Here is a 25,128-nt window from a genome sequence, read left to right on the forward strand (position 1 = left end):
TTATCCACAGAGATATTCACGATTTCCGGGGACAACTTTTCCGCCAAAACTGGATGGACAACCAGTAAATACGGGGTGTCTGGGCCGTAACAGTGAGCCGTCAGCCACCCCCTCAACGCATGACAAACCCGCCATCCACCGAAATAGACTGACCCGTCACATAACTCGAACCCGTGCTGCTGAGCCACAGCACCGCATCGGCGATTTCCTCAGGTTGGCCGTGGCGGCCCATGGGCACGGCCTTGGTCATGCCTTCCAGGGCCTCGCCCTGCCCCGCCGCCACCATCTGGTCGGCCATGGGCGTCCAGATCAGCCCTGGGCACACCGCGTTGACGCGGACATTGCGCGCCGCGTACTCCAGTGCCGCGCTTTTGGTCAGGCCGATCACGCCATGCTTGGCGGCGTGATAGTTGGCGCGCTCGGCACCGCCCACCAGGCCGCCCAGGGACGAGCAGTTGACAATGGTGCCGCTGCCCTGGCGGCGCATGTGTTGCAACTCGAACTTCATGCAACTCCACACGCCCCGCAGGTTGACCGACATCACCCGGTCGTAGTCCTCGACGGTGGCGTCGGCGACTTCCGCCAGCAGGTTCTGGATGCCAGCATTGTTGAAGGCGGCATCCAGGCGGCCGAAGGTGGCGACGGTGTCCTTGACCATGGCCTCGACCTGATCGATGTCCGCCACGTCGCAGCCAATGCCGATGGCCCGGTGGCCGGCGTCGACCAACGCTTGCGCGGCAGCGCGCGCGGCCTCGAGGTTCAGGTCAACCACCGCCACTGATGCGCCGGCCTGGGCAAATGCCCGGGCCGTGGCCAGGCCGATGCCAGAGGCGCCGCCAGTGACCAGGGCAACCTTGTTCTCGAATGAAAAGCTCATGGATTCTTCCTCGGTTTGGATGAGTGGAATCAGGCTAATCCATGCGGGAATGGGCGAATACGGGGAAAACCCGGGACGTTCTGATGAGCAACACTCATCAATGACGGTGAATGCCGGGGGTGCGCGGCTGACGCTTGATAAGCGCCATTCTTTGCCTCACGCCGAATCAGCCCAGTGGCTGTAATTCCCGAATCAGCTCGATCAACAAGCGCAGCCCCGTCGGCAGTTGCCGGTGGCTTGAGTAGTACAGGTAAAACCCGGGCCCGACGCTGGCCCAATCATCCAGCACCGTGACCAGCTCTGCGCGTTCTATCAAAGGCGCCGCAACCGGTTCGGGCAGGTACATCAGGCCAGCCCCTTGCCGGGCCAGGGCCAGCCCGGCGCGGGTTTCGTCGATGGTGATCATGCCGGGCACGGCGATCGCTATCTGCTCACCCTGCTGCTCGAACTCCCAGTCATACAGGTTGCCGTTACCCAGGCGAATCCGCAGGCAGCGATGCCTGAGCAGGTCGGTTGGGTGTGTGGGGGTGCCAAATCGCTGAAGGTACTCGATGGCGGCTACCACCACCCAGCGAATGTCCGCTGACAGGCGCTGGGCAATCATGTCCTCAGGCACGGTGCCGCCGTAGCGGATACCGGCATCATGGCCGCCGCCAATCACGTCAACGATCAGGTTGGTGGCAGTCACGTCGACCTGTATTTCCGGGTAGCGATCATTGAACACCGGCAACACCGGACCCAGCAGCAGGTCGGCGGCGTCGCTGAGCAGGTTCAAGCGGATGCGGCCGGTGGGCTCATCCCGGTACCGGTTGAGCACCTCCATGGCCTGATCCATTTTCTGCATCGGCGCGCTGATCACCTGATGCAACTCCTCGCCTGCCGCCGTCAGGGTCACGCTGCGGGTGGTGCGGTTGAGCAACCGAACGCCAATCCGGCCTTCCAGCCCCTTGATGGCGTGGCTCAAGGCCGACGCGCTGATGCCCACCTCCTGGCCCGCGCGGCTGAAGCTCTGGTGGCGGGCAATGGCCAGGAAATAGACGAAGTCCGCCAGGTTGGCGCGGCTTAGCTGCATGGTGAGGTCCTTCACGGTTCAAGAAAGAGAGCGGCGACGTTGAAGTCTACCGGCACGCACTTGGCTTCCGACACCTGCGCCGCTCCATCAGAACATGAGATTGCCCCTGGAGCTGCGGGGCCGCCATCCGTCACCAGGTTGCGAAAAGGTCCGCAGGACCGGACCTCCAGCGGTGTCAGGCCGATCGCGGGCCCGCGGTGCGGGCGTTCGCAGGCTTCGGCAGCTCCGGGGGGAGGGGCGCAGAATTAATTCACGGCACTCCACCACCGCGCAGTAGTCTGTCTCTAGACACCTTACCTGCCCCGGAGCCGCCATGATCACCGTCCACCACCTCAACAACTCCCGTTCCCAGCGCATTCTCTGGCTGCTGGAGGAGCTTGGCCTGCCCTACCAGATCAAGCGTTACCAACGTGACCCGAAAACCAACCTGGCACCGCCGGAGCTCAAGGCGATCAACCCGCTGGGCAAATCGCCGGTGATCGAGGATGGCCCCCACACGTTGATCGAGTCCGGCGCCATTATCGACTACCTGATCCGCCGCCACGGCGACGGCCGCCTGCAACCCGACCCGGCCAGCGCCACCTTTGACGAATACGTGCAGTGGCTGCACTTCGCCGAAGGCTCGGCAATGCTACCGTTGATGCTCAACCTCTACGTGGGCCGCCTGGGCGATGCCGGCGCACCGCTGCACCCACGCATCGAGTCGGAAGTGGCCAACTACCTGGGCTACCTGGATAACGCCCTGGGCCTCACGCCCTACCTGGTGGGCGAAGAATTGACCGGCGCGGATATCCAGATGAGCTTCATCGGCGAAATTGCCAAGGCCCAGGGCAAACTGCCGTCGTACCCCAACCTGGCCGCGTGGGTGCAACGCTTCCAGGCGCGGCCTGCTTATCGCAAGGCGGTGGAGCAAGGTGGCGAGTATGCGTTTGCGCATTGAGGGCTGAAAGCCCCCTCAAGCGCGCAGCCCTGCCCGGCGCTGCAACGCAATGACCGTCGCATGGGCCTGGCGCCCCAGGTCGGCCAGGTCCACCCCGCACACCTGATCGTCCTCGACCCGGCGCTGGCCACCGATCAGCAGCGCCTTGAGGTGGGCTCGCCCGCCACACGCCACCGGGCCGATGGCCGGGTCATGCAGGCCGTAGTAACGCGGGTCATCGAGCTTATAGACCGCCAGGTCGGCGGCCTGCCCCACCGCCAGGGTGCCCACCTGGTCCAGGCCCAGCACCCGTGCGCCGCCTGCGGTTGCCCAGCGAACGACGTCTTCGATGGTGGCGGCGTCGGCACCGCCTTCAAACTGCCCACCGGCATAACGCGGTTGAGCCAGCTGGCCTTTACGCGCGCGCTGCAGCAACCAGGCCGCATGGGTTTCGCAGAGCATGTCGGCGGCCTCGTTGGACGCCGCGCCATCAACCCCGATGGACACCGCCACGCCCGCCACTTCCAGCGCGGCAATGTCGGCAATGCCGCTGCCCAGCCGGGCGTTGCTTTGCGGGCAGTGGGCAATGCCGGTGCCGGTCTGGCCCAGCAAGGCTATTTCGTCGGGCAGCAATTTCACCAGATGAGCGAACCACACGTCCGGGCCCAGCCATTCCTGCTCGGCGCAGAAACGCACCGGGCTGGTACCGAACTTCGCTTGGGCGACGTCCAGGTAATCCACGGTTTCCGAGAGATGACTGTGCAGGCGCAGGCCCAGGGCGCGCGCGGCGCGAGCGGTCTCGCGCAGTTGTTGGGGGGTGGTGGAATGCAGCGTGGTGGTCGGGGCCATCACAATGCGCCGAAATGAATCACCCGCCGGATCGTGGTAACGGCTGGCCAGGCGCTCGACGTCGGCCACAAAGGCGTCCAGCGTTTCCGGGCGCAAAGCCTGGGGCAGGTCGGCTTCCAACTGCCGGGTCTGGGTGGCCCCGCCCCGGCACAGCACAAAGCGCATGCCCAGCGCCTGCGCCTCCTCGAACAGGATCTCGGCGCTGTCGTAGGGCATGCCGGGGTAATACAGGTAGTGATGATCTGCCACGGTGGCGCAGCCCGAGCGTAGCAATTCCACTAGGCCTACGCGCGCGGCCAGGCGAAAGCTGTGCGCGTCGAAGGCGGCGCGAAAGCGATACGGCGTTGCCGCAAGCCACGGCGTCAGGTTTTGGTTCAACCCCTGTGGCTCACCCTTGAGCAACGACTGGAACAGGTGATGGTGGGTGTTGACCCACGCCGGGTACACCACGCAGTCACGGGCGTCGATCACCTGTTCCCCCGGCAGCGGTTGCAGGCTGCCCAGAGCCGCAATGCGGCCGTCGATGACGCGAATGTCGGGGCCGGCGTGGCGTGCGGCGTGGCCTGGCAGCCCGGTCATCACCGCGCGGGCATGGCGTATCAGCCAGTTATTGCCTGTGTTCATGGTTACCGTCTCCGTGGTCATGAGGGGTCAGCCCTGCTCGCTGTCGTGCCAGTGGCCCAGGCTGTAGCGGGCCAGGGTGGCCATCAGGCTGAACAGCAGCACCCCGGTCAGCGCAATCAGCACAAGGGCTGCGAACAACCGGGGGATGTTCAATTGAAAGCCCGCCTGCAGAATCTGGTACGCCAAGCCGGCGCCGGTGCCGCCGGTGCCGGCGACAAACTCGGCAATCACAGCGCCGATCAGCGCCAGGCCGCTGGCAATGCGCAGGCCGCCGAAGAAATACGGCAACGCACTGGGAATGCGCAGGCGCAGCAGGGTTTGCCAACGGCTGGCACGGTTGAGGCGAAACAGGTTGAGTAGCCCCGGGTTGACGCTGCGCAGACCCAGCACCGTGTTGGAGATCACCGGAAACACCGCCACCAAGGTGGCGCAGATCACCAGTGCCAACGTGGTGTTGCTGACCCAGATGATGATCAGCGGCGCGATGGCCACCACCGGCGTCACCTGCAACAGAATGGCGTAGGGGAATAGGCTGGCCTCCACCAGCCGGCTCTGCACGAACACAAACGCGGCCAGCACCCCCAGCACCACCGCCAACGCGAACGACAGGAAGGTGATTTTCAGCGTCACCCACAGCGCGCCCAGCAGCATGGGCCCATCGCTGACCAGGGTGCGGCCAATGTCCATTGGGCTGGGCACCAGGTATACCGGCACCTTCAGGGCCACACACAGCACCTGCCAGATACTCAGCAGCACCACGCCTACTGCCAGCGGCGCCAGGGTGTTGCGCACCGAACGACGGGCCAGCCAGGGTGTTTGATCAATGGGCATACGCACCTCCGTTGGCCTGGGTCAGCAGCGCTGACAGCCGGGCACATTGCTGGATGAACTGTGGTGAAGTGCGATAGGCCTCGTCACGCTCCTGGGGGCCTTCGATGTTCACGTCCGCCAGCACCCGCCCTGGCCGGGCGCCCATGACCACCACCCGTGAGGACAGGAACACGGCCTCGTAGATGCTGTGGGTGACGAACACCACTGTCAGGTCCTGACGCGCCCATAACTGCCGCAGGTCGCTGTCAAGGCGGTTGCGGGTGAACTCATCGAGGGCCCCGAACGGCTCGTCCATCAACAGCAGGTTGGGTTCGGTGGCCAAGGCCCGGGCGATGGACGCGCGCATTTGCATGCCCCCCGACAGCTCGCGCGGGTAGGCGTCGGCAAAATCGCTCAGGCCCACCCGTTCTAGGGCGGTATGCACGCGCCCGGCACTCTGTTGCCTGGGCATGCGGGCCAGGTCCAGGGGCAGTCGCACGTTGTCAGCGATCCGCGCCCAGGGCATCAGGGTGGCTTCCTGGAACACCATGGCCAGCTTCTGCCCGGCCGGGCTGGCATTGATATCGCCCTTGCCCCACCAGCGCACATGGCCGGCAGACGGCTGTTCCAGCCCGGCGAACATTTTCAGCAAGGTGCTCTTGCCGCACCCCGACGGCCCGAGCAGCGAGACAAATTCACCGCGGCCCACACTCAGTTTCATCCGCTGCAAGGCATGGGTGCCGTTGCCGTAGGTTTTCTCCACCTGGTTGGCCATCAGCACCGGAGCGCCCTCGCCTGCCGGCACACTGGCGGCATCCACGGCGGCGTTCACAGGGCCGCCCCGGCTGGGCGGAACTGTTCTTCTTCACCGTGGGCCTGCAATAGCTCGAAGAGCATCTTGCGCATGATCAGGCCGGGCTTGTCCGATACCATGTGAAACTCCACCCGGCGCCGGGTATCGACGCAGGCGTCATAGTCGGTGGCTTCGAGGATGTCCTGGTCTTCGCGGGTGATGGGCGCATCCCAGGCGATCAGTTCTTCGGTGCTGCACGCAGCTTCGCTGTCGTTGCGGTACAGCCACTGCACCAGTTGGATGTGCTTGTCGTCGATGGGCGTGGCGCAGTTGTAGATGATGTGGTGCACGCCACTGTCGGGGTAGGTGCAGCCGAACCGGCGTACAAACGGCAAGTACCAGCGATTGAACAGGTGGCGGGTGGTGGTGGGCGTGTCGGTGCCGGTGATGCGGTGGCCGGCGGGTGGGTTGTTGATGGGCACCACGGTCTCGGCCTCGAAGCCCCACTCGGTCTGCTGCAACTGGTAGCTGGACGGCTGGGGCTGGTTGAGCATGCCGAAGTTGGCTTTATGCACGAAGGAAAAATGCGAGTTGTCGAAGGAATTTTCCATGAAGCGCAGCGGGCTGGTGTTCCAGCGCTCATAGAACTGAAAAATGCGCCGGTAGGCCGGTGAGCTGTCTTCCTCGAAGTCGGGGATGCCCTGCAACGGCTCGCCCAGGCACACCCACACGTAGCCGTATTTTTCTTCGCAACGGTAGGCCGGCACCCGGGCGCCATTGGGGATGGGAGCGTTGTCGGCCAGCTGCGGGATGCACACGCAGGCGCCGCTTTTGTCGTAGCGCCAGCCGTGGTATCCACAGACGATCTGCCCGTCCTCTACCCAGCCCTTGGACAACTGGGCCGTGCGGTGGCAGCAGCGGTCGGCCAGGGCCACGGGGCCCTGGTTGCCCATGAACAGCACCAGCCGCTCGCCCAGCAAGGTGAAGGGATGGGGGCCGTCCGCCAGCGCGGTGACGGGGGCCAAGGCATACCAGAAGCGACGCAGTACAGGTTGTTGAGTGACCAGCATGGGGTATTCCTCGAAATGGCAAGGCGCGGTGTGCGCAAGGCGCACAGGGCGGATCAGTTGGCGGCGACGGCAGGCGTGGCGGGCAGCACTTTCATGGCTTGCACGAAGCGCGTGTCGTAGGCGTTGTGCCAGTTCGCGTCAGCGGCCAGCAGGCCTGCGCCCACCATGAAGTCGCGGGTGGCCTGCCAGCGCGCATCGGTCATCACGCCGATGCCCTGAGTCTGGGCATCGCCGCCGTCCACCAGGCGATACTGCTTGAGGGTGGCCACGCCCCAGGCGAGCAGTTCGTCGCTCATGCTGGGGTTGTCCTGCCTGATCAGGGCGTTGCCGGGCGCGGGGTTGGCCAGGTAGCTGCGCCAGCCTTCCATGGTCGCCTGCACAAAGCGCTGCAGCACCTCGGGGCGCTGTTGAATGACGTCCGGACGGGTTACCAGGGTCGAGCCGTAGGGGGGGTAGCCGGCGTCGGCGAAAAGGAAAAAGCGCGCGTCCTGGTCCTGCTTTCTGGCCTGGAACAATTCGGAGCTGGCGTAGGCCTGCTGAGTCGTGGCCGTGTCGCTGAAGAAGGGTTGCAGGTTGAAGGTGTAAGGCCGCGCCTGGGCGTCGGTGAGGCCGTATTTGTGCTTGAGCCACGGCCACCAGGTGGTCTGCCCCGAGGTGGACACCAGCACGCGGCGCGCGCCAATCTGGCTCAGGTCATGGACATCCCCGTGGGTCAGCAGGCCTTGGGGGTCGCCCTGGAACGGCGCGGCAATGGCCACCACTGGCAGCTGTTGTTCGGCGGACTTGAGCACCTGCAGGTCGTAACTGACGATCACATCCGCCTGCTTGTTCAGCAGCAATTGCACGCCGTTGACCTGAGGGCCACCCATGCGAATGGTCACATCAAGGCCGGCCTTGGCGTACAGCCCTTCGGCCACCGCCTGGTAGAAGCCGCCTTGCTCGGCCTGGGCGTACCAGGAGGTCAGGAGCACCACCTTGTCCGCCGCCTGGGCCAGGGGGGCCAGCAACAACGCCAGGGGCAATACGGTGTGCCGGCAGGCTCGGCGCAGGGAAGAAGCGGTAAAGATCGGCACGTCATTGGTTTTCATCGGTGTTTCTCCAAAAGGAAAGCACGAAGGAAACCGGGATGCGGGGTGTGGGGCGAAGTGGTCAGGACGAGGAGACGGCCAGGCAGGCAAGTGAAGCTGGCGACACGTCTCTCTCGTTCATGACCCTGGGTCACGTCCAAGCGCCCGCATCACGGGCGTGCGGCGAAAGCCGCAAGAGCAATGTCCTACGCTGGCACGGGGCCGGCGCTGACCGCTTCTACTCGGGAATGGGTGTAGCAGGAGCTGTGCCAATTCGGTGAACACCAGCTAATCCGCGCATGGGCCGGGATGCGGTGACGGGGGAACGCTCGAATGCAGTGCAGGCCGCATAGCCTGGTGTGCTGCGGTGGTGCGCACTGAAGATTGCCTGTGGCAGCGTTGTTCGAGAGCCGCCTGCGTTGCTCTTGCATCACTGGAAGCCGGATACGGGGCTTATCACCCATTGGGTTCCAATCGGTACGTTTCCTGGGCCGCTGCCCTTTGCCTGAGATGCCGGGGCGGTTACTCCAGAACCGGCCGTAAAAAGCTGCGCTCGTAGCTCAGGATAAACTTCAGTTCTGTTGCCTCCTCCACCAGGCGTTCACATTCCGCGTCTTGCGCAGCTTGCTCGCGGTATCGCTCGTAATCGGCAAGGCTGGGGAAGCTGAACAGGCAATAGGCGATATTGTTGGCGCCTTCGGCAGGCAGGAAATAGCCGTGATGCTGGCCGCCCAGGCGGGTTACGAGGCCGATCCATTGGCGTGAGTAGCGTTCGAATGCGGGGAGTTGGTAGGGGTCGATGATGTATTTGACGTGGCAGGTGATCATGATGGGCAGTCCTTTGAAATGGGTAGGCGGTATTCTACCTATCCTGGGTCGGTAACCGTTGCTCGGCAGTGACGGTGAAACATCGCCCTGCCCCGCTGCGTAACCTGGAGCGATTTTCCTGCGCCGAATCGCCAACCACTGCGATGGGCGATTTGGGCCAGTAATGCAGTGCTTCCCTTGGCGCGGTGGCTGTTGTGGGCGCCTACGTTAATCCATCAACCGACCACATCTACCCACGCAAGCAGGCAAAGACGTTTATGCTATCGGGGAAGCATGTTTGCTTACGCTCACCTTTTTCTGGATACCCCATGTCACCCAACGCAGAACTCTATAACCCTTCCACCGACTATGCCGACAAGCTGATTTCGCGCATTGGGCAGACGCCTTCGTGGATCGCCAAGCGCCTCGGTGTCACGGACAAGCGCATTCGCTACATCCTTGAGGGTGAAAGGACCGTCAAGGGCGAGACCACACCGATCCAGATGACGTACACGGAGCAGTTCGCCCTTGAGTGCCTGGCGGCAGAGGCCAAAGCGCTGAGGAAGTAACGCTTTCATCGGCGAGGCTGACGGCCAGCGCAGCCTGCCCGGCACGCTGGCTGCGTTGCGTCATTTGGCAAAGAGTTGGGACATGTCCTTGAACGCTTTGAACTCCAGCGCATTAGCGCAGGGGTCAAAGAGAAACATGGTCGCCTGCTCGCCCGCCTGGCCCTTGAAGCGGACGTAGGGTTCAATCACAAAGTTCGTCCCGAATGACTTCAAACGCTCCGCCAGCGCTTCCCATTGTGGCCATTGCAGAACGATGCCGAAATGCGGGACCGGAACATTGTGACCATCCACGGGGTTGCTGTGCACGCTCTCCTGGGAAGCGGTTTTGGGGTGTTCGTGAATGACCAACTGATGGCCGTAAAAGTTGAAATCGACCCATTGCGCGCTGCAGCGACCTTCCTCAAGGCCTAAGACCTCACCGTAGAAGGACCGGGCGGCCGCAAGGTCGTAAACCGGAATGGCAAGGTGAAAGGGAGACAGGCTCATCATCAGGTTCCAGTTTTCAGGGGTGATGGTAGGTAGCAGCCTGCACTCAAGCTGCTGGTACGATCCTAGACAGCGTCATAGAATAAAAAAAGCAATATGATGTTATGTTTAGCACAAAGGATTTTGATCAATGATCCGTGAGCTCAAGACACTTGTGGCGGTTGCACAAGAAGGCACCTTTGCTGCCGCAGGTCATAAGATCGGCCTCACCCAGGCGGCCGTGAGTGCACAAGTCCAGCGTCTGGAAAGCGAGTTGGGGTTTGAGTTGTTTGACCGCAGCGGCCGAACCGCTCACCTGAACCGCCGCGGCCAGCACACCTTGCGCCAGGCCCAGGAACTGATCCGCCTCTACCACGAATTGGGCAGCGCCCCGCACGGGAGCGCACCCTCGGTACTGGTCAACATCGGCGCGATCGCCTCCGTGCAACGCTCCCTGCTGCCTCAGGTACTGGCCACCTTCCACGCGCGCTTCCCGCAGTGTCGGACACGTATACTGCCGGGCTTGTCCATGGACCTGGTCAACCTGGTAGACACCGGCGATCTGGACATGGCCCTGATGATCCGGCCGCCCTTCTCGCTTCAAAGCGACCTGCGGTGGACCACCTTGATACGCGAGCCGTATCGTTTGTGGGTGCCTGAACATCTGGCGAATGAAAACTGGCAGGACCTGTTGCGCACGCAACCGTTTATTCGCTACGACCGGTCATCGTTCGGGGGGCGGCAAGTGGACCGCTTTCTGCGCCACCAGCACCTGGTGGTTCATGAAAAGTGCGAGCTTGATGAATTGGAGGCTATCGTCAGCCTGGTGGGGCACGGCATGGGTGTCGCGTTGGTGCCGCAGACGGCAAGCCATGCCTACTGGCCAGCGAACGTCACGAGCCTGGATTTGGGACACCATACCTTTCACCGGGATATTGGGTTGGTTCACAGGGGTAAGGGTGCGGTGAGTGATCCTGTTCGGGCGCTGATCGAGATTATTCATGACGCAGTTGGATTGCCGAGTAGTCAGGGCGACGCCAACACGTGACCTGCAACAACCAATCGTCAGGTGCCTAATTAAAGTTGGTCATGCGCGCGATTGTCGCCGCGCCAATCCTCAAAGCGCTGGATGAGCAGCTGGAGGCCATCGAGTTTGATCCGCTGGTGCCGTCCAGCGTGGACCAGGTGATCGAGGCGTCGTTCGCGCCCTTCAGCACCCACCCTATCCTTGGCCCAATGGCTGCCTCGTCGGCGCTGCCGCCGGGCTGCTGCCTTTTTGTGTGCCTGCCTGCTCCGTGATGGCGCCGCGAGCATCCGGTTAACTCCATTAACCAGACACCTGCTCTATTTCACTTCAAAAGCGTCGTAGACCACCGCATTGCCCAGACGCATGGCGCTGCCCACCCCTACCGTGCGGTTGAGCCAGGCATACTGAGGTGCCGACGTCTCGAACCGCAGGGTGATGCGAAACTGGTAAAGGCCAGGGTCGACGTCCTCTCCCGCCGCGACCTGTTCCATGACGTGCGCAGGACCAAATCGGAAACCCTCGGTGCGCAGGTAGATCAATGCCCCGTCATCGGTCTGCAACAGGTAGCGCGTGTCGATGATCGCCACGCCGTCCGGGGTTACCACCTGCCAGTCGGCGCCGCTATCGAGGATGGTCCCTTTGAGCCGCGGGCCTTCAAAGTGTCCTCCCGTGATAGGGATGATGCGTCGCTTTCCTTGGCCGCTGGTAGCCCCCAGCTCCCAGATGGGGGCTACCAGGTCTACGCTGAAGCGCGCCAGGGGTTCAAGCGTGAGGGGTGGCGGGTTGTATGTGGCCGGTTGGGACATGGACGCGCAGGCGGTTGGCAATTGTGTACGCTGGCTCATGGTGTTAGGACCCCTGCTCCGTCACTTTAGTTAATTTCATTAACTATTACTGCCTATGCCGTTAAATGGCAATAGGTCTGTGCGGCTACAGACATTGATTTCGGCCATCAGTGAACAGGCTCAGCATCGTGTCGAGGAGGCCAACTCATCGCAATACTGACCGCTGGCGTGGGCACTGGCAGCGCAAAAATCCGCTCGTGGCTGGAGTGAGGGCTCCAGCGCGCGACAGGTTCGGCTATCGCGGCACTGAAATCCCACCGCTGCCCGGCATTACCCCTTGGTCAAATCAACCAAAGGCGTCTGCCGCACCTCAGTCTCCCGCCCACCCTGAATCTCGCTGACCTGCTTCAAGGCCTGATCCACCGCCATCTTGTCCGCCAATAAGCTGTAGCGGATGTGGAACTGCTTGTGTTCCTTCGGCCCAATGGTCGGTACCAGGTTCAGTGGTCGCTGATAACGGCGGTTGTAGGAAAAACTTGTCCCCGGCTCCAGCCCCGTGACGTAGCCCTGGCCCTGGGTATCGGTGTTTTTCCATAGGGAAAACACCGGCAGCGTCTGCGTGTTGAAACCGATCGAAACGCCCAGGCTGCCAGCCTTGTTATGCAACACGGCTAACGTGTCGCCCTTGGCATCGGCATAGGGCACCACGTTGTACACCGTCTCGTCATAGTCCTTGGTGGGCGCGCGGTAGGTTTGCCAGTCGTGCAGGTCGCCCTTGGCTTTATCGTTGAACGGCGATACCTGCTTCACCGGCGCGGCGAAACGAGCGCCCTGCTCCAGGAACGGGGTGCTGAAGTTACTGTGATACAGCGCCTGGTATTCCTTCGGATAATCGCCGTTGTTGGTCAGGGTGTCATTGAGGGCGAACACCACGCTGCCGGGTTCAGTGACCAGCTCGGTGGCGATGGAGAAGTCGACCTGCTTGAACGCCTGCTCTTTCAGTTCGCCACGCAAGGTGATGGCATACGGTGGTTTTTCATCGATGTGCAGGGTGACGTTGCTCGCAGGAATATTGGCGGCCCTACCGTGCAGGGTCAGCAGTTCGCCATTGTCGACCCCGGGGTGGCCCACCCATTCGTATCCGCAGCGCACAACCGTTTCGTTGAAACCTTCCAGCCAGCCCAGCCCGCCGCGGCCATTGAGTTCGATGAAGGCTGGGTTAACCACTTCCTTGACTGGCGAATCCCAGCCCATGCGCACGTTACCCACCGAGGCGTGCAAGACGTTCATGCCGCGAGTCGGCACTACCGAGAGTTTCATCGTACCGTTGTCGATGTCGACGATGCTGACACCCTCCTGCCGGCCGCCGTGCAAGGTGCGCAGGGTAACGCTGAAGGGTTTGTCGGTTTTTACGCCGAGTTGCTGGCTGGTGATCTGCCAGTTCTGGGCGGCTTTATCGGTGTCGAGCAGCACGTAATCCCAGGCCATGGCGTGGGTAGCAGCGGATAGTGCGCCAAGGGCAACACAGAGTTTGAGCGGGGTCATTGCAGTAGCCTTTCTTGGAGTTGTACCGTTTTTATAGACTTGAAGAAACGTTTCAGCAAGCTCCGCGAGCGATGTTGCCGGCGAATATCCAGTGTGGATTGCGCCAAGCGGAGAATTGAGTCGACGCGATTGCCAGCGGGCTCGCTGTTACATTAGACCGAAGGGTAGCGCGCGCACGAGGCAGATTCGGTGATGCTGCTGAAGGCCGAGTAGCGACGAGGGCGCAGCCGCCGGTCGCGAAGGGCCACTTTCGGCCAGAAGCGGACAGCCCCGCCGATGGGTGACGAGTGTCTGCTGTGTCTCCAGCGACGCATCTGAACCGCGATTTTGCGCATTCCGACCAGGAATGCCCCCATGAAAATCATTGATTTCACTATCGATTCCCGATCTCGTAGGGTGCAGCCTTCTGCATAAGGAGACCCGTCTGTGAACCCACTGCGCTTATACGTTGATTCGCAATTCACCAGCCCCTACGCCATGTCGGTCTTCGTCGCACTGACTGAGAAAGGCATCGATTTCGAGATGAGTACTGTCGACCTTGAGGCCTTGGAGAATAAGGCAGAGGGCTACGCTGCTCTCTCGCAAACCCAACGGGTCCCGACCCTGCTGGACGGCGACTTTGCCTTGTCCGAATCTTCTGCGATTACCGAATATCTCGAAAACGCTTATCCCCAGGTGCCGATCTATCCGCACGATATGCGGCTGCTTGCAAAAGCGCGGCAGGTTCAAGCGTGGATCCGCAGCGACCTGCTGCCCATCCGGCATGAGCGCTCGACTCTCGTCGTCTTCTACGGCGAGAAATCAGGCCCCTTGTCACCTACCGCCAACGTGGCAGCCGACAAGTTGTTCAACGCGGCGCAAGCACTCCTGAAGGACGATGCGGAATATTTGTTCGGCGAATGGTCCATAGCCGATGTGGATCTCGCGCTCATGCTCAATCGGCTGATACTGAATGGCGATGCAGTGCCCCCGGCTCTCGTGGAATATGCCCAACGCCAATGGCAGCGTCCCAGCGTGAAAGCATGGGTGACACTCCAACGTCCGCCGCTTTAAACCTGTGCTTGAAGAAGACCATTGAGGGAGCTGCTGGCCGTCCGCTTCGATATCTGATTAAGGTCAGACACCACCGACTGACTGAAACAGGTCGGGAGCGCAGCCGCGGGTGTTGAGATTGCCCAACTCGTTGGGTCTGGCTTTGATATCGAAGCGGTTGACCTGAACCACGCCATCCGGATACCAGCCGGACGGACCAAAGTGTGTCCAGTAGGCTCCGAGTCCGTATGCCCTTAAGGTGTCTTCGCCCGCCGCGCGGCGGGTGTAGTGGTTGACGCCTGCATCCAGCGTAGCGGCGGACAGGGACAGACCAGCCTGCTCATGACTGCCGTCGGCTCTCACCTTGCGATAAAGGTCGGTGCCCACCTGGAAGGCGGTCAGGTCGTAGTTGTATTCGGGGGTATGACCGAACGCATTTTTCGTTCGCCGTCCCGTTTGCCACTTCGATAGATCACGCGCCCCCACCCCATCGACGGAGAAAGGGTGCTCTGATCCTGGGCTGGCAGAGGTTCGTCTTCATTCAGACGCTCCTCGCCTAGGGGCCCGCCACACGTGGCGAGCCAGGCGAAACGCATCCGGATCGCTGGCCCGGTCGTCTTGTTCAGCAGCTCGACGACCGCGATGCCGTTGCCCTGAGTCAGCTCTCCCTGCCCGCCCACATTGCTCACTGTCACGCGTGTGGCGCCATTTGCTGTCTGAGTCGAGTCAACGACCAACATGTCAGAGCGGCTATTCAAGGTGGTGTTGAGCAGCAGGCTGCCGCCGTTTGAAATATAAGTACCGCCGCCATCCGCACCTGCAACTGTCGCGCCGCTGATCAGCAGTACTGCGCTCGTAGCCTGAGCGAGGAGCGCCTGACTGCTTTCTCCAGGACCCGCTGCGCAGACCTGGCTCTGCGAATGGGCGCATTACAAGACTCAAGCATGACCGCCCAATGCATAGGGGAAGCCAGACGCCGGGTGCTGGCAACGCCTGCCTACTTCGAGCGCCGGGCGCACGTGTTCGGTCGTCGCGAGGATAAACAATCTATGGTCACCCCCATTTTTGCAATGCTGATTAACGGGCGATGTGGTGGCTTGCTTAAATCTATCCGGCGTCTGTTGGGGCAAGCCCCGCGCCACGATGAGAGTCGCGCCTGGCGATCCTTAAAAACCCGTGCGGCTTAAAAAGCCAGATGTTTATCCAGGATCTTCGCCAGGCCGGTTGGCCGTTCACATCATCTGTTGTTCAACTATCGCAAAACCTGAAAGGTGAATCGTGGTACAGCAACAACCGAAGGATCAGGCTTTCACCACGTCTGGCCCTGCTTCGTATTGGGTGTGGTGCGCAGAAATTGCCCAGGCTATGCGGGCCAGCTTGTTGGCCAGCGCGCAGGCAACCACGTTGGAATGCCGCCGTGTCAGCAGCGATCGCACCCATTCGGCCAACCCGCCCTTTTGGCGCTCCAGATGCCGCATATAGACTCTTGCGCATTGCACTAATAGGCTTCGCAGGTTCTTGTCTCCCCGCTTGCTGATACCTAACAAGTTGGCTTTGCCACCGGTGCTGTACTGCCTTGGCACTAGGCCTAGCGAAGCCGCGAAGTCTCGACTACAGCCGTACTGCTGTCCGTCGCCCATTTCCACAGCCAGCAGGCTGGCGGTGATCGGGCCGATACATGGCATGCTCAGCAAGCGACGGCCTAGATCATCGTCAGCCAGTTGGCCCGCCAATTCTTTATCCAATTGCTTGATTTGCTCGTCCAAGTAGACGAAATGATCATGCAGACGGTGCAGCAACACCGTCAGCCGAACAGGCAACTCATGCTCCGCCAGAACGGCCGACAGGCGTTTCATCACGGCCAGGCCTTGCGGCAGACTGATACCGAACTCGAGCAAGAAACCGTGCATCTGGTTGACCGCCTTGGTGCGGTCTCGGATCAGCGATTCGCGCAGCCGATGCAATACTGAAAGAGTCTGCTGGCCTTCGGTCTTCGGCGAAACAAAGCGCATTGTCGGGCGCGAAGCGGCCTCGCAGATGGCCTGCGCATCGACGAAATCATTTTTGTTGCCTTTGACGAAGGGCTTAACGAACTGCGGGGAAATCAGCTTGGCCTGATGCCCTAGGGCGGTCAGTTCGCGTGCGACGAAGTGCGCTCCGGCGCAGGCTTCCATCACCACGGTGCACGCGGGCAGGTTGGCAAAGAACCGCATCATCTGCTGTCGTGAAAGCTTCTTGCGAAACAGCTCTCGGCCAGGTTTGTCTTGGCCGTGCAGATGGAAGGTGTGTTTGCCGAGGTCGATACCGACCAGTGCCAAATTGCTCATGGTGATGGTCTCCGAATTAAAAACACCCTACGAAAGCGTAGCCTTCGCAGGATGTCGGGGGTGACCATCTCATTACCCGTCGAAAATCCATCCGGCGGCTCGTCTGCTGTGGCAGACGAGCGACGGGAAGACGGCGAAGCGCCTTAGCTGTTAGACCGTTACAACGATTTTGCCGAACTGTCCGTTGTTCTCCAGGTAGCGGTGAACATCGACCATCTCGTCGAATCGGAACGTGCGATCAATAACCGGCTTGAGTGCGCCGGCTTCCAAACCCTTCACAACGTATTCAACTGCTGCCTTGCGACGCGCGTCGTCTCCGCTGGTCAGCCAGATATTGTGACCCTTCACCACTGGCATTTTTGCAATCATGTCCAGAACTGGAAGGTGTGCAGGGCCTTCAGCGAGCGCGCCGTACAGATAAACAATGCCTTGGAAACTGATAATCGAGATCAGCTTTGCAAAGTTAGCGCCGCCAATAGGATCGAAGACGACCCGTGCGCCCTGGCCATCGGTGATACGCAGGACTTCTTGCACCAGATCGGTTTCTTCAGTAGCGATCACGTGCGCAGCGCCGGCGTCGAACAATTGCTGTTTCTTGGCCGATGTACGGGTCAGCGCGATGGGGATGGCGCCTTGGTAAGCAGCGACCTGAATCGCGGCAAGCCCTACGCTGCTGGAGGCGGCGGAGATCACAACGAAGTCGCCTTTGCCGACCGTCGCGTCTTCAACCAAAGCACCATAAGCGGTGACAAACATCATCCAGACCGAAGCCGCTTCTTCGAAGGACAGCGATGCCGGGTGTTTCACCACCGCATGGATAGGCAAGGTGACGATTTCGCCGTAGGTGAAGTACTGGTTTTGCGAGAACGACGGCATGACGCTGACCACATCACCCACTGCAACGCCGGTGACGTTTGGACCGACCGCGTCCACGAGCCCTGCGGCCTCGTAACCCAGCCCGGCAGGGAAGGTAACCGGCTCAATGTATTGGTCCGTGCGCCACATCGATTCGGCGCGGTTGATGCCAATCGCCTTGACCTTGATACGAACCTCGTCTGCGCCCGGTGCAGGCACATCCACTTCAACGAATTGAAGAACTTCCGGGCCGCCGGGCTTAGCAAACTTGATGGTGCGAGACATGGGTATTTCCTCGAAAAATTTAATGCACGGAATGTGCGAGCCGGGCAGCCAACGCCGCCCGAAACGGAATTGCATCGGCAGAAAATCTGTGGCGCCTGTTCACCACCCTGGAAGCAGTTCGCCCAGGGTGAGACACACGGCACCTGTTTTGACGTCTACCGGTGGCCGACACGGTGATGACAATCTATCCGTTGCCCTGGACCGCGATAACTTGGTCGGCCGGAATAGGGTTCATTCCAAGGCGGGATAACTACCGACCCAGTCGCTTGCTTCACCCCATAGACCTGCAACGCTGGAACTGGGCAGATCCACCTTCCCAGAACTTCCTGCCTAATCCTCTAGCCACCGCCCATACAGTCGGGGGAACTGCTCGCGCACCCAATCGACAAACACCTCGACCTGCGGCGCCAGGTGCGAGCGGCTGGGGTACAGCACTGAGACAGGCCTTGGGTGCGGACGATAGGGGCGCAGTACTTCAACCAAGGTTCCGTCCGCAAGAAAACGATCCAGCGTAATCCCAGGCGCCTGAAGAATGCCAAAGCCGGCGACCCCGCACTCAACATAGGCGTTGGACTCGTTGACGGTGATACCTTGGCGACTGACATGACATTGCTCACGACCACCATCGACGAAGCGCCAGGCCTGTGGCCGCTGGTTATGGCCTGACAGAAAGGTCACGCCGCGGTGCGCGTTCAAATCCTCAAGACTTTTGGGCTCGCCATGTTCCGCCAGGTATCGCGGCGCCGCGCAGGTGACCATGGTGGCCAGGCCAATGCGACGGGCCACGAGGCTCGAACTGGGTAATTCACCGATCCGCAATGCACAGTCGACGCCTTCGGCAACCAGGTCCACCGTCCGATCCGTGACCCCGAGGGCCAGCTCGATTGCAGGAAAGAGCGTGGCAAACGTACGCAGGCTTTCGATGAGACCCGGTTCGGAAAACGCCGTCGGAATGTCGACTCGCAGCCGACCACGGAGGGTTGAACGTGGAGAGGCAAACATCGCTGTCGCACTCGCGACTTCGCCAAGAATCGATTTGACGCGCTCGTAGAACCGCTCTCCTTCCGAGGTCAGTCGCACCGTACGGGTGGTGCGCTGAAACAGACGTACGCCCAGAGAGGCTTCCAGTTCCTGGATCGCTCGCGTGACTTGCGGGCGGCCGATCTGTACCGCGTCGGCTGCACGGGTGAAGCTGCCGAGTTCGGCCAACCGGGCGAAGACCTGCATAGACTGGAGCAATTCCATAACGTCATCTCACTTATGATTTGTTGCACACCCAATGCCAGCATTCACTCTGATTGTTATCTTCATAAATAACAATCCTGTGCCGGACCAGGCATTTATCGGGCAGCCACGCTTGATGAGAATGTCGTCAACTGGTAACCCAAGTGGAGAACGACACATGAAAGCATGGCTTCTGAACGACTTCGGTCTCGATAATCTGGCCCTCGGCGAGGCGGCCACGCCTGATCCTAAAGCTGGCGAGCTGCTGGTAAAAGTGGGTGCGGTTTCGTTGAATTTCCGCGATAAGGCCATCGTCGATGGCTTCTATGAACCTCATCTGGTGCCCAAACCTCTGATTCCGGTCAGCGATGCTTCAGGCACGGTCGTCGCCGTGGGTGAAGGCGTAAGCCGGTTCAAGGTGGGTGACCGCGTCAACTCGCACCTGTATTCGCGCTGGATAGACGGCGAGCCGGGACCGGACGAACCCGCCTACTGCTTCGGCATGCCACTGCCCGGTGGCCTGGCCGAGTACATGATCATTCATGAACAAAGTGCCGTGCGTGCCCCGGACGCCATGTCAGACGAAGAAGCCTCAACGCTTCCCATCGCAGCCCTGACGGCATGGTTCTCGTTGGTTGACTACGGTCAGCTCCAACCTGGCCAGACCGTTCTGGTGCAAGGCACCGGCGGCGTCTCGATTTTTGCTGTACAACTCGCCACCGCGCTTGGCGCCAAAGTCATTGTTACCTCAAGCAGTGATACCAATCTTGAGGCGGTGAAGAAGCTCGGCGCAGTCGCCGGAGTCAACTATCGGACCTGTCCGCGTTGGGAGGAGCAAGTACTGAGACTCACCGACGGCAAGGGCGTCGACTTGCTGCTGGATGTGGCCGGTGGCGAAGGATTGAACCAGTCGATTCTGGCGACCAAGGCCGCTGGGAAGATCGCGCAAATTGGCTTCCTTACCGGGCAAACCACAACACTGAGCCTGATGCCGTTGATCTTCCGCCAGACCACCATCAGAGGAATCGCCGTGGCACCTCGCTCCGCGTTTGATCGCATGAACGCATTCCTGAACGAACACGCGATCCGCCCGGTGATCGACCACATCTACGCGTTCGAAGAAGCCCACAAAGCGTTCGAGCATCTGGCAAAGGGAGCCTTCGGCAAAGTGGTCATCAAGGTTTCCTGATTCAGCTCGTGAACCCCGGTTGCCACCATTGTGCGGAGGGTGGCTGTCCAAATCATGTAACGCCAGCGGGTGCCGCTGGCTGCGATAGAACCTGGGAGCGCTCTTGTCAAACACAAGCTGCTAGCGGGACCTGGACTGACGGTCACCGGTTATGAGGGGCAAATACCGGCCATTACCAGCCCCTGTGTTGTTGCTCATCCTTTATCCCCTGGGAGGCTCAAATTGATCTTTGATTGACCCGTTTCGAGAGTGCCTCGGCGCTTTCCTTACGCTCCGAGTAGCGGTCTACCAGATACGTTTCCCGGCCCCGAACCATCAGCGTGAACTTCATCAGTTCTTCCATCACGTCCACCACACGGTCGTAGTATGCAGATGGCTTCATACGCCCTGCGTCGTCGAACTCCAGGAAGGCCTTGGGTACTGACGACTGGTTTGGGATGGCGATCATTCGCATCCAGCGCCCGAGGATCCGCAGCTGGTTTACCGTGTTGAACGACTGTGATCCACCGCAGACCTGCATGACCGCCAGCGTCTTGCCCTGGCTGGGCCGGACGGCACCCAGCGCGAGCGGAATCCAGTCGATCTGGGCTTTGAACACAGCAGACATTGCACCGTGACGCTCTGGCGAACACCACACCTGTCCCTCTGACCACAGAACCAGATCCCGCAACTCTTTAACCTTTGGATGGTTTTCCGGAGCGTCATCAGGAAGAGGCAGGCCTGAGGGATCAAAGACAACGGTCTCGGCTCCCATCAAGGTCAGGATGCGCGCGGCCTCTTGGGTCAGTAGCCGGCTGAAAGAGCGCTCACGAGTTGAGCCATACAGCAACAAGATGCGCGGCTTGTGAGTCGGTTGCTCGTTACCTTGCAGGCGATCCAGTGTGGCAACGTCAATCAGCGCCTGATCCAGATTAGGGAGCTCCAGACTGCTTTGCGAGAGAAATTCGTCCATTAAAGTGCACCTATTCGATCTAGCTCGCGCTTCAGTTCCGGCGGTGAAAGCGCCGAATGATCCAGGCTGAAGAATGCCTCGAAACGCTTTTTAATCTGAACGACGGTTGCGTCAAATGCGGCCTGGATTTCGCTGTCCGTTCCTTCAACATCGGAAGGATCGGCAAGGCCCCAGTGGCTTTTGATGGCTGGCCCGAAAAACACCGGGCATGGTTCGCCCCCGGCTTTGTCGCACACGGTGATCACCACATCCGGTGGGGAATCCGAAAACACTTCTGAGCCCTTGCTGTAGAGATCTGTAGTGTCGATGCCCAGCGCTTGCAGCGTGCTCACAGCGCGTGGATTCAGTTGCCCGCTTGGGAAGCTGCCCGAACTGACGGCAGTAAAGCCGCTCGGCGCCAGGTGGTTGAACACCCCCTCCGAGAGAACGCTCCGGCAGCTGTTTGCCGTACACATAAATAGCACTTTCATGGGTTTCTCCTAGACAGGGATGCTAAGCCGCAACGCGAGTGCCACCAGCGTTACCAGCAAGATAGGAAGGGTGAGGACGCTGCCGACCTTGAAGTAGTAGCCCCAAGTGATGCGGATATTTTTCTGCGCCAGCACATGCAGCCACAGCAACGTGGCCAGGCTTCCGATTGGCGTGATCTTTGGGCCGAGATCGCAACCGATGACGTTGGCGTAGATCATGGCCTCACGCACCAATCCCGTGGCGTCGCTACCCTGAATGGACAAAGCACCGATGAGCACACTCGGCATGTTGTTCATCATCGAGGACAACAGCGCAGCGGTCATACCCATGCCCAGGGTAGCGGCCCACACACCATGCTCAGCAAATATGCTCAGTAGCGCCGAGAGCGCGTCGGTGAGCCCGGCATTTCTCAGGCCGTAGACCACTAGATACATGCCCAGTGAAAACACGACGATTTGCCAGGGCGCGTGCTTGAGGACCTGTCTTGTGGAGATGATGTGGCCTTTACCTGCGATGACCAGCAGGATCACCGCACACGCCGCAGCAACGGCGCTGATGGGGATGCCTAGCGGCTCCAGCGCGAACAGGCCAACCAGCAGCAGGCCAAGTACCCACCAGCCCGCAATGAACGTCGCCCGGTCACGAATCACCGTTTCTGGGGCCTCAAGTCGATCCGCGTCGTACTGGGCGGGAATGTCATTGCGATAGAACATCCAGAGCATGAACAGCGTCGCGGCCACCGCCACTAGGTTCACTGGCCACATGACCGATGCATACCCACCGAAACCGACGCCGAAAAAGTCAGCCGAAACAATGTTGACCAGATTGGACACCACCATGGGCAGACTGGCGGTATCCGCGATGAAACCTGCGGCCGTCACGAATGCCAAGGTGGATGCCGGGCTGAAACGAAGCGCCGTCAACATCGCTATAACGATGGGGGTCAGGATCAGCGCTGCGCCATCGTTAGCGAACAGTGCCGCTACGGCTGCACCGAGCAGGATCATCAGCGCAAACAGGCGTCCACCTTCGCCCTGCCCGCAGCGAGCCACATGAAGCGCTGCCCATTTGAAGAGTCCCGCTTCATCAAGCAGCAAACTGATGATGATCACTGCAATGAAGGTAGCGGTCGCGTTCCAGACGATGTGCCACACAACCGGCACATCCCCTAGGCTCACCACGCCCGTCAGCAGTGCCAGAACGGCACCCGCTGCTGCGCTCCAGCCGACACCTAAGCCCCTTGGTTGCCAGATAACGAGTACCAGCGTAACGACGAAAATCGACGCAGCGGTCAGCATGGGGGTTTTCCAGATCAGAAGGTCAGCAGCAGGAGGCTTGGCGCACGGGTCTGTCTTCCATGGCAGCCAGCCGTCCTTGATGGTCGTTAACCCAGGACTGGTGGGCTTGCGTAGTGACATTCAGAACATCCAGCGCCCACTGTTCAAGCTCAGGATGTAGACGGTAGTAAACCCATTGCCCTTGCCTGCGATCCGCGAGTAACCCGCAGGCACGCAGTTGGGCCAAGTGCCTTGAAACCTTCGACTGGTTGTCATCCAACGCCCAGATCAACTCGCACACGCACAGCTCGCCCTCAGCCGAAAGCATGAGCATGATCCGAGCGCGGGTTTCGTCCCCCAGGCATTTGAAGAATGTGTACGGTGCAAGGCTCATTATCAGCCGCTCTGAATATGTGAATAACCGAATATCCAGATTTAACCACATGTAGCTTGCTTGTACAAATGCCTCGCTCAGGGAGTTGAGGGCCTTGATATCAATGCCCACAAGCAGATCATGGGGCAGAGAACTGCTTGATCGGCCGTTATCGGCCAAGTTCCGCCTGTGCTAGCTAGCAGTCGTGGGTCGATTCTGCCTACCGTAATCGACCTAGGGAATCTCCGAACAAGTCCCCAAAAAGGGTGCTGAGCATCGTCGCCGCCGACAAGGACATGAGCCAGTACCTGGTCAGCCAGTCGCCGGCCCGCTACCGCCTCTTCTGTATGGCGGAAAAACCTGCCGTCTGTGACTACAAACCAACGCTGCCCGCTTGCTACCGTACCCAGCTTCCTACTTCGAATGGACTGCGCCATGCGCCTCAAGCTCTACCAGATCGACGCGTTCACTTCCCAAGTCTTCTCCGGTAGCCCCGCAGCCGTGGTGCCGCTGGAAACCTGGCTGCCGGCGGCAACCATGCAGGCGATCGCCATCGAGAATTCGTTGCCGGAAACGGCGTTCTTCGTGCGCAACGCCAAAGGGCAATATGAAATTCGCTGGTTCTCGCCGCTCACTGAAATCGATTTTTGCGGCCATGCAACGCTGGCCAGTGCGTTCGTGCTTTTCAACCAGTCGAATGCGCCGCAAGCGGTCACTTTCTGGGCTAAGGCGGTCGGCGAGATTCCGGTGCAGCAACTGCCTGACGGCAAAATTGAGCTGAATTTCCCCGATCGCACACCGCGCCCCCTGGCTGATGTCCCTGCGCAATTGCTGGAAGGGTTGTCGATCGAGCCGGTGGAGTATTGGGTGAACCCGCAGGCGTACTTTGCCGTATACGCCAGCCAGCAGCAGGTCGAAGCCGTGGTGCCCCGGCTGGACAAGCTGGTGGAGCTAGGCCCGCTGGATGTGGTGGTCACTGCGCCGGGAGTGCAGCACGACTTTGCTTCGCGCTACTTCTGGCCGGCGAACGGAGGGGCCGAAGACCCCGTGACCGGCTCTATCCATGCCGGCCTGGCGCCTTACTGGGCGAAGCGTTTGAGCAAGGCGCGACTGTCGGCGTTGCAGGCCTCCGAGCGCGGCGGTGTGCTGGACTGCCGGGTAGCTGACGGGCGCGTGTTCGTGGCGGGGAATGCCGTGCAGTATCTGGAAGGGATTATCAGCCTCTGACCTCGCCGACTCGCGCTGTCCGTGACGGGCAGTTATCGGCCAGAAGCAGTCAGTGGACATTCGAGAAATACCGCAACGTTCCCACTAGCCCCTGCACCCTCAGATGCAGTCCGTGGGAAGCAGGCCTGCCGCGATCTGGCGCATGCCGACCTCTCCCCCCGCCACTAGCGCTTAGACCTCCTGCTCAGCAAGGGCATCACGCTCAGCGAAGATCCTCGCCATTTCAGCGGCGTTCCGGGTTCCCCAACTGCATAGGGGAAGAATCGCCTCCGACAAACTGCTACCCAGTGGGGTCAGCGTGTAGTCCACGCGCGGTGGCACTTCCCGGTAGTCATTGCGGGCCAACACGCGGTCACATTCAAGATCCTTCAGCTGCTGAATCAGCACTTTGTCGCTGACGCCTGGGATCAAGCGTTTCAACTCGCCATAGCGTTTCGAACCATCGCGCAGAAAAAAAAGGATCAGTGGTTTCCACTTGCCCGAAATGACGCGCAGTGTGGCGTTGAGCCCGCAACCGGTACCGCAAACTTCATCAGATGTGGTCATAACCTACCTACTTACCAAAAGGTGCATACTTGTCCTTAGGTTATCAGGAATGCATCCTTGTTCTCAAGCAAGCAGTTTCGCTTGCATCTAC

28 protein-coding genes and 1 pseudogene are annotated in these 25,128 nt (G+C 60.6%); 8 read left to right on the forward strand and 21 right to left on the reverse strand.

Features of this window, described 5'->3' with window-relative positions; all coding sequences use genetic code 11:
* Nucleotides 1-112: 112 nt before the first annotated feature.
* Nucleotides 113-877: an SDR family NAD(P)-dependent oxidoreductase gene (locus PMM47T1_RS08515; RefSeq protein ID WP_008367658.1), complete on the reverse strand. Its 765-nt coding sequence runs from the start codon at nt 875-877 to the stop codon at nt 113-115.
* A gap of 166 nt (nt 878-1,043) precedes the next feature.
* Complete coding sequence (locus PMM47T1_RS08520) at nt 1,044-1,949, reverse strand: LysR family transcriptional regulator (RefSeq protein ID WP_008367659.1); 906 nt, start codon at nt 1,947-1,949, stop codon at nt 1,044-1,046.
* Between the two features lie 313 nt (nt 1,950-2,262).
* Here PMM47T1_RS08520 and PMM47T1_RS08525 point away from each other — a divergent pair, with 313 nt between their 5' ends.
* Nucleotides 2,263-2,889 carry a glutathione S-transferase family protein gene (locus PMM47T1_RS08525; RefSeq protein ID WP_008367660.1) on the forward strand — a complete coding sequence of 209 codons (627 nt, stop codon included), beginning with the start codon at nt 2,263-2,265 and terminating at the stop codon, nt 2,887-2,889.
* A 15-nt stretch (nt 2,890-2,904) separates the two neighbouring features.
* Here the strand turns inward: PMM47T1_RS08525 and PMM47T1_RS08530 are convergent, their stop codons facing one another.
* From PMM47T1_RS08530 to PMM47T1_RS08550, 5 genes are all read right to left on the reverse strand, one after another.
* On the reverse strand, nt 2,905-4,341 hold the full coding sequence (locus tag PMM47T1_RS08530; RefSeq protein WP_008367661.1) for an amidohydrolase family protein: 1,437 nt from the start codon (nt 4,339-4,341) through the stop codon (nt 2,905-2,907).
* Nucleotides 4,342-4,368: 27 nt separating this feature from the next.
* Nucleotides 4,369-5,097, reverse strand: coding sequence for an ABC transporter permease (locus PMM47T1_RS08535; protein WP_425224354.1), 729 nt, complete (start codon nt 5,095-5,097; stop codon nt 4,369-4,371).
* 64 nt (nt 5,098-5,161) lie between these two features.
* Nucleotides 5,162-5,926 (reverse strand): ABC transporter ATP-binding protein, encoded by a 765-nt coding sequence (locus PMM47T1_RS08540; protein WP_085989339.1) that lies wholly within the window; start codon nt 5,924-5,926, stop codon nt 5,162-5,164.
* 53 nt (nt 5,927-5,979) lie between these two features.
* Nucleotides 5,980-7,014, reverse strand: coding sequence for an aromatic ring-hydroxylating dioxygenase subunit alpha (locus tag PMM47T1_RS08545; RefSeq protein WP_008367664.1), 1,035 nt, complete (start codon nt 7,012-7,014; stop codon nt 5,980-5,982).
* A gap of 53 nt (nt 7,015-7,067) precedes the next feature.
* Nucleotides 7,068-8,102 (reverse strand): ABC transporter substrate-binding protein, encoded by a 1,035-nt coding sequence (locus tag PMM47T1_RS08550; protein WP_008367666.1) that lies wholly within the window; start codon nt 8,100-8,102, stop codon nt 7,068-7,070.
* Between the two features lie 386 nt (nt 8,103-8,488).
* Here PMM47T1_RS08550 and PMM47T1_RS30665 point away from each other — a divergent pair.
* Nucleotides 8,489-8,590, forward strand: a pseudogene (locus PMM47T1_RS30665) (phosphodiesterase); the annotation flags it as partial.
* 13 nt (nt 8,591-8,603) lie between these two features.
* On the opposite strand, the gene PMM47T1_RS08560 reads toward PMM47T1_RS30665, so the two are convergent.
* Nucleotides 8,604-8,909, reverse strand: coding sequence for an NIPSNAP family protein (locus tag PMM47T1_RS08560; RefSeq protein ID WP_008367667.1), 306 nt, complete (start codon nt 8,907-8,909; stop codon nt 8,604-8,606).
* Between the two features lie 308 nt (nt 8,910-9,217).
* On the opposite strand from PMM47T1_RS08560, the gene PMM47T1_RS08565 reads away from it, so the two are divergent.
* Nucleotides 9,218-9,457, forward strand: coding sequence for a hypothetical protein (locus tag PMM47T1_RS08565; protein WP_008367668.1), 240 nt, complete (start codon nt 9,218-9,220; stop codon nt 9,455-9,457).
* 60 nt (nt 9,458-9,517) lie between these two features.
* Here the strand turns inward: PMM47T1_RS08565 and PMM47T1_RS08570 are convergent, their stop codons facing one another.
* Nucleotides 9,518-9,943, reverse strand: a complete 426-nt coding sequence (locus PMM47T1_RS08570) for a VOC family protein (protein WP_008367670.1) — start codon at nt 9,941-9,943, stop codon at nt 9,518-9,520.
* Nucleotides 9,944-10,073: 130 nt separating this feature from the next.
* Here PMM47T1_RS08570 and PMM47T1_RS08575 point away from each other — a divergent pair, with 130 nt between their 5' ends.
* Nucleotides 10,074-10,970: a LysR substrate-binding domain-containing protein gene (locus tag PMM47T1_RS08575; RefSeq protein ID WP_008367672.1), complete on the forward strand. Its 897-nt coding sequence runs from the start codon at nt 10,074-10,076 to the stop codon at nt 10,968-10,970.
* A gap of 41 nt (nt 10,971-11,011) precedes the next feature.
* Nucleotides 11,012-11,221 (forward strand): hypothetical protein, encoded by a 210-nt coding sequence (locus PMM47T1_RS08580; RefSeq protein ID WP_008367679.1) that lies wholly within the window; start codon nt 11,012-11,014, stop codon nt 11,219-11,221.
* A gap of 45 nt (nt 11,222-11,266) precedes the next feature.
* Here PMM47T1_RS08580 and PMM47T1_RS08585 read toward each other — a convergent pair whose 3' ends face one another.
* Both PMM47T1_RS08585 and PMM47T1_RS08590 read right to left on the reverse strand, forming a co-directional pair.
* The gene (locus PMM47T1_RS08585; RefSeq protein ID WP_008367681.1) at nt 11,267-11,794 is read right to left on the reverse strand and encodes a DUF3237 domain-containing protein; all 528 of its coding nucleotides are present in this window, start codon (nt 11,792-11,794) and stop codon (nt 11,267-11,269) included.
* Nucleotides 11,795-12,064: 270 nt separating this feature from the next.
* Nucleotides 12,065-13,279 carry an aldose 1-epimerase family protein gene (locus tag PMM47T1_RS08590; RefSeq protein ID WP_008367683.1) on the reverse strand — a complete coding sequence of 405 codons (1,215 nt, stop codon included), beginning with the start codon at nt 13,277-13,279 and terminating at the stop codon, nt 12,065-12,067.
* A gap of 426 nt (nt 13,280-13,705) precedes the next feature.
* Here PMM47T1_RS08590 and yfcF point away from each other — a divergent pair, with 426 nt between their 5' ends.
* Nucleotides 13,706-14,332, forward strand: a complete 627-nt coding sequence (gene yfcF / locus PMM47T1_RS08595; RefSeq protein ID WP_008367685.1) for a glutathione transferase — start codon at nt 13,706-13,708, stop codon at nt 14,330-14,332.
* 63 nt (nt 14,333-14,395) lie between these two features.
* On the opposite strand, the gene PMM47T1_RS30570 is transcribed toward yfcF, so the two are convergent.
* From PMM47T1_RS30570 to PMM47T1_RS08615, 5 genes are all read right to left on the reverse strand, one after another.
* Complete coding sequence (locus PMM47T1_RS30570) at nt 14,396-14,797, reverse strand: autotransporter domain-containing protein (RefSeq protein WP_043300853.1); 402 nt, start codon at nt 14,795-14,797, stop codon at nt 14,396-14,398.
* Nucleotides 14,710-15,069 (reverse strand): hypothetical protein, encoded by a 360-nt coding sequence (locus PMM47T1_RS30290; protein WP_238536607.1) that lies wholly within the window; start codon nt 15,067-15,069, stop codon nt 14,710-14,712. Before PMM47T1_RS30290 ends, PMM47T1_RS30570 begins: the two co-directional genes overlap by 88 nt.
* A 543-nt stretch (nt 15,070-15,612) precedes the next feature.
* Nucleotides 15,613-16,638, reverse strand: a complete 1,026-nt coding sequence (locus tag PMM47T1_RS08605; RefSeq protein WP_008367689.1) for an IS110 family transposase — start codon at nt 16,636-16,638, stop codon at nt 15,613-15,615.
* A gap of 150 nt (nt 16,639-16,788) precedes the next feature.
* Complete coding sequence (locus PMM47T1_RS08610) at nt 16,789-17,778, reverse strand: zinc-dependent alcohol dehydrogenase family protein (protein WP_008367690.1); 990 nt, start codon at nt 17,776-17,778, stop codon at nt 16,789-16,791.
* A gap of 330 nt (nt 17,779-18,108) precedes the next feature.
* Nucleotides 18,109-19,023, reverse strand: coding sequence for a LysR family transcriptional regulator (locus PMM47T1_RS08615; protein ID WP_008367691.1), 915 nt, complete (start codon nt 19,021-19,023; stop codon nt 18,109-18,111).
* A 157-nt stretch (nt 19,024-19,180) separates the two neighbouring features.
* Between PMM47T1_RS08615 and PMM47T1_RS08620 the strand changes: the two genes are divergently transcribed.
* Complete coding sequence (locus tag PMM47T1_RS08620; protein ID WP_008367692.1) at nt 19,181-20,191, forward strand: zinc-dependent alcohol dehydrogenase family protein; 1,011 nt, start codon at nt 19,181-19,183, stop codon at nt 20,189-20,191.
* Between the two features lie 217 nt (nt 20,192-20,408).
* Here PMM47T1_RS08620 and arsH read toward each other — a convergent pair whose 3' ends face one another.
* The 4 genes from arsH to PMM47T1_RS08640 are packed head-to-tail and all read right to left on the reverse strand — an operon-like array spanning nt 20,409 to nt 23,285.
* Complete coding sequence (gene arsH, locus PMM47T1_RS08625) at nt 20,409-21,143, reverse strand: arsenical resistance protein ArsH (protein WP_008367695.1); 735 nt, start codon at nt 21,141-21,143, stop codon at nt 20,409-20,411.
* The gene (locus PMM47T1_RS08630) at nt 21,143-21,613 is read right to left on the reverse strand and encodes an arsenate reductase ArsC (protein WP_008367697.1); all 471 of its coding nucleotides are present in this window, start codon (nt 21,611-21,613) and stop codon (nt 21,143-21,145) included. Before PMM47T1_RS08630 ends, arsH begins: the two co-directional genes overlap by 1 nt.
* Nucleotides 21,614-21,622: 9 nt before the next feature.
* Nucleotides 21,623-22,912 carry an arsenic transporter gene (locus PMM47T1_RS08635; RefSeq protein ID WP_008367700.1) on the reverse strand — a complete coding sequence of 430 codons (1,290 nt, stop codon included), beginning with the start codon at nt 22,910-22,912 and terminating at the stop codon, nt 21,623-21,625.
* A 22-nt stretch (nt 22,913-22,934) separates the two neighbouring features.
* Nucleotides 22,935-23,285 carry a metalloregulator ArsR/SmtB family transcription factor gene (locus PMM47T1_RS08640; protein WP_043300882.1) on the reverse strand — a complete coding sequence of 117 codons (351 nt, stop codon included), beginning with the start codon at nt 23,283-23,285 and terminating at the stop codon, nt 22,935-22,937.
* Nucleotides 23,286-23,699: 414 nt separating this feature from the next.
* On the opposite strand from PMM47T1_RS08640, the gene PMM47T1_RS08645 reads away from it, so the two are divergent.
* Nucleotides 23,700-24,491: a PhzF family phenazine biosynthesis protein gene (locus PMM47T1_RS08645; protein WP_008367705.1), complete on the forward strand. Its 792-nt coding sequence runs from the start codon at nt 23,700-23,702 to the stop codon at nt 24,489-24,491.
* 171 nt (nt 24,492-24,662) lie between these two features.
* Here the strand turns inward: PMM47T1_RS08645 and PMM47T1_RS08650 are convergent, their stop codons facing one another.
* Complete coding sequence (locus tag PMM47T1_RS08650) at nt 24,663-25,037, reverse strand: winged helix-turn-helix transcriptional regulator (protein WP_008367708.1); 375 nt, start codon at nt 25,035-25,037, stop codon at nt 24,663-24,665.
* Nucleotides 25,038-25,128: the final 91 nt, after the last annotated feature.

Source organism: Pseudomonas sp. M47T1 (genome assembly GCF_000263855.1).
Classification (GTDB): Bacteria; Pseudomonadota; Gammaproteobacteria; order Pseudomonadales; family Pseudomonadaceae; genus Aquipseudomonas.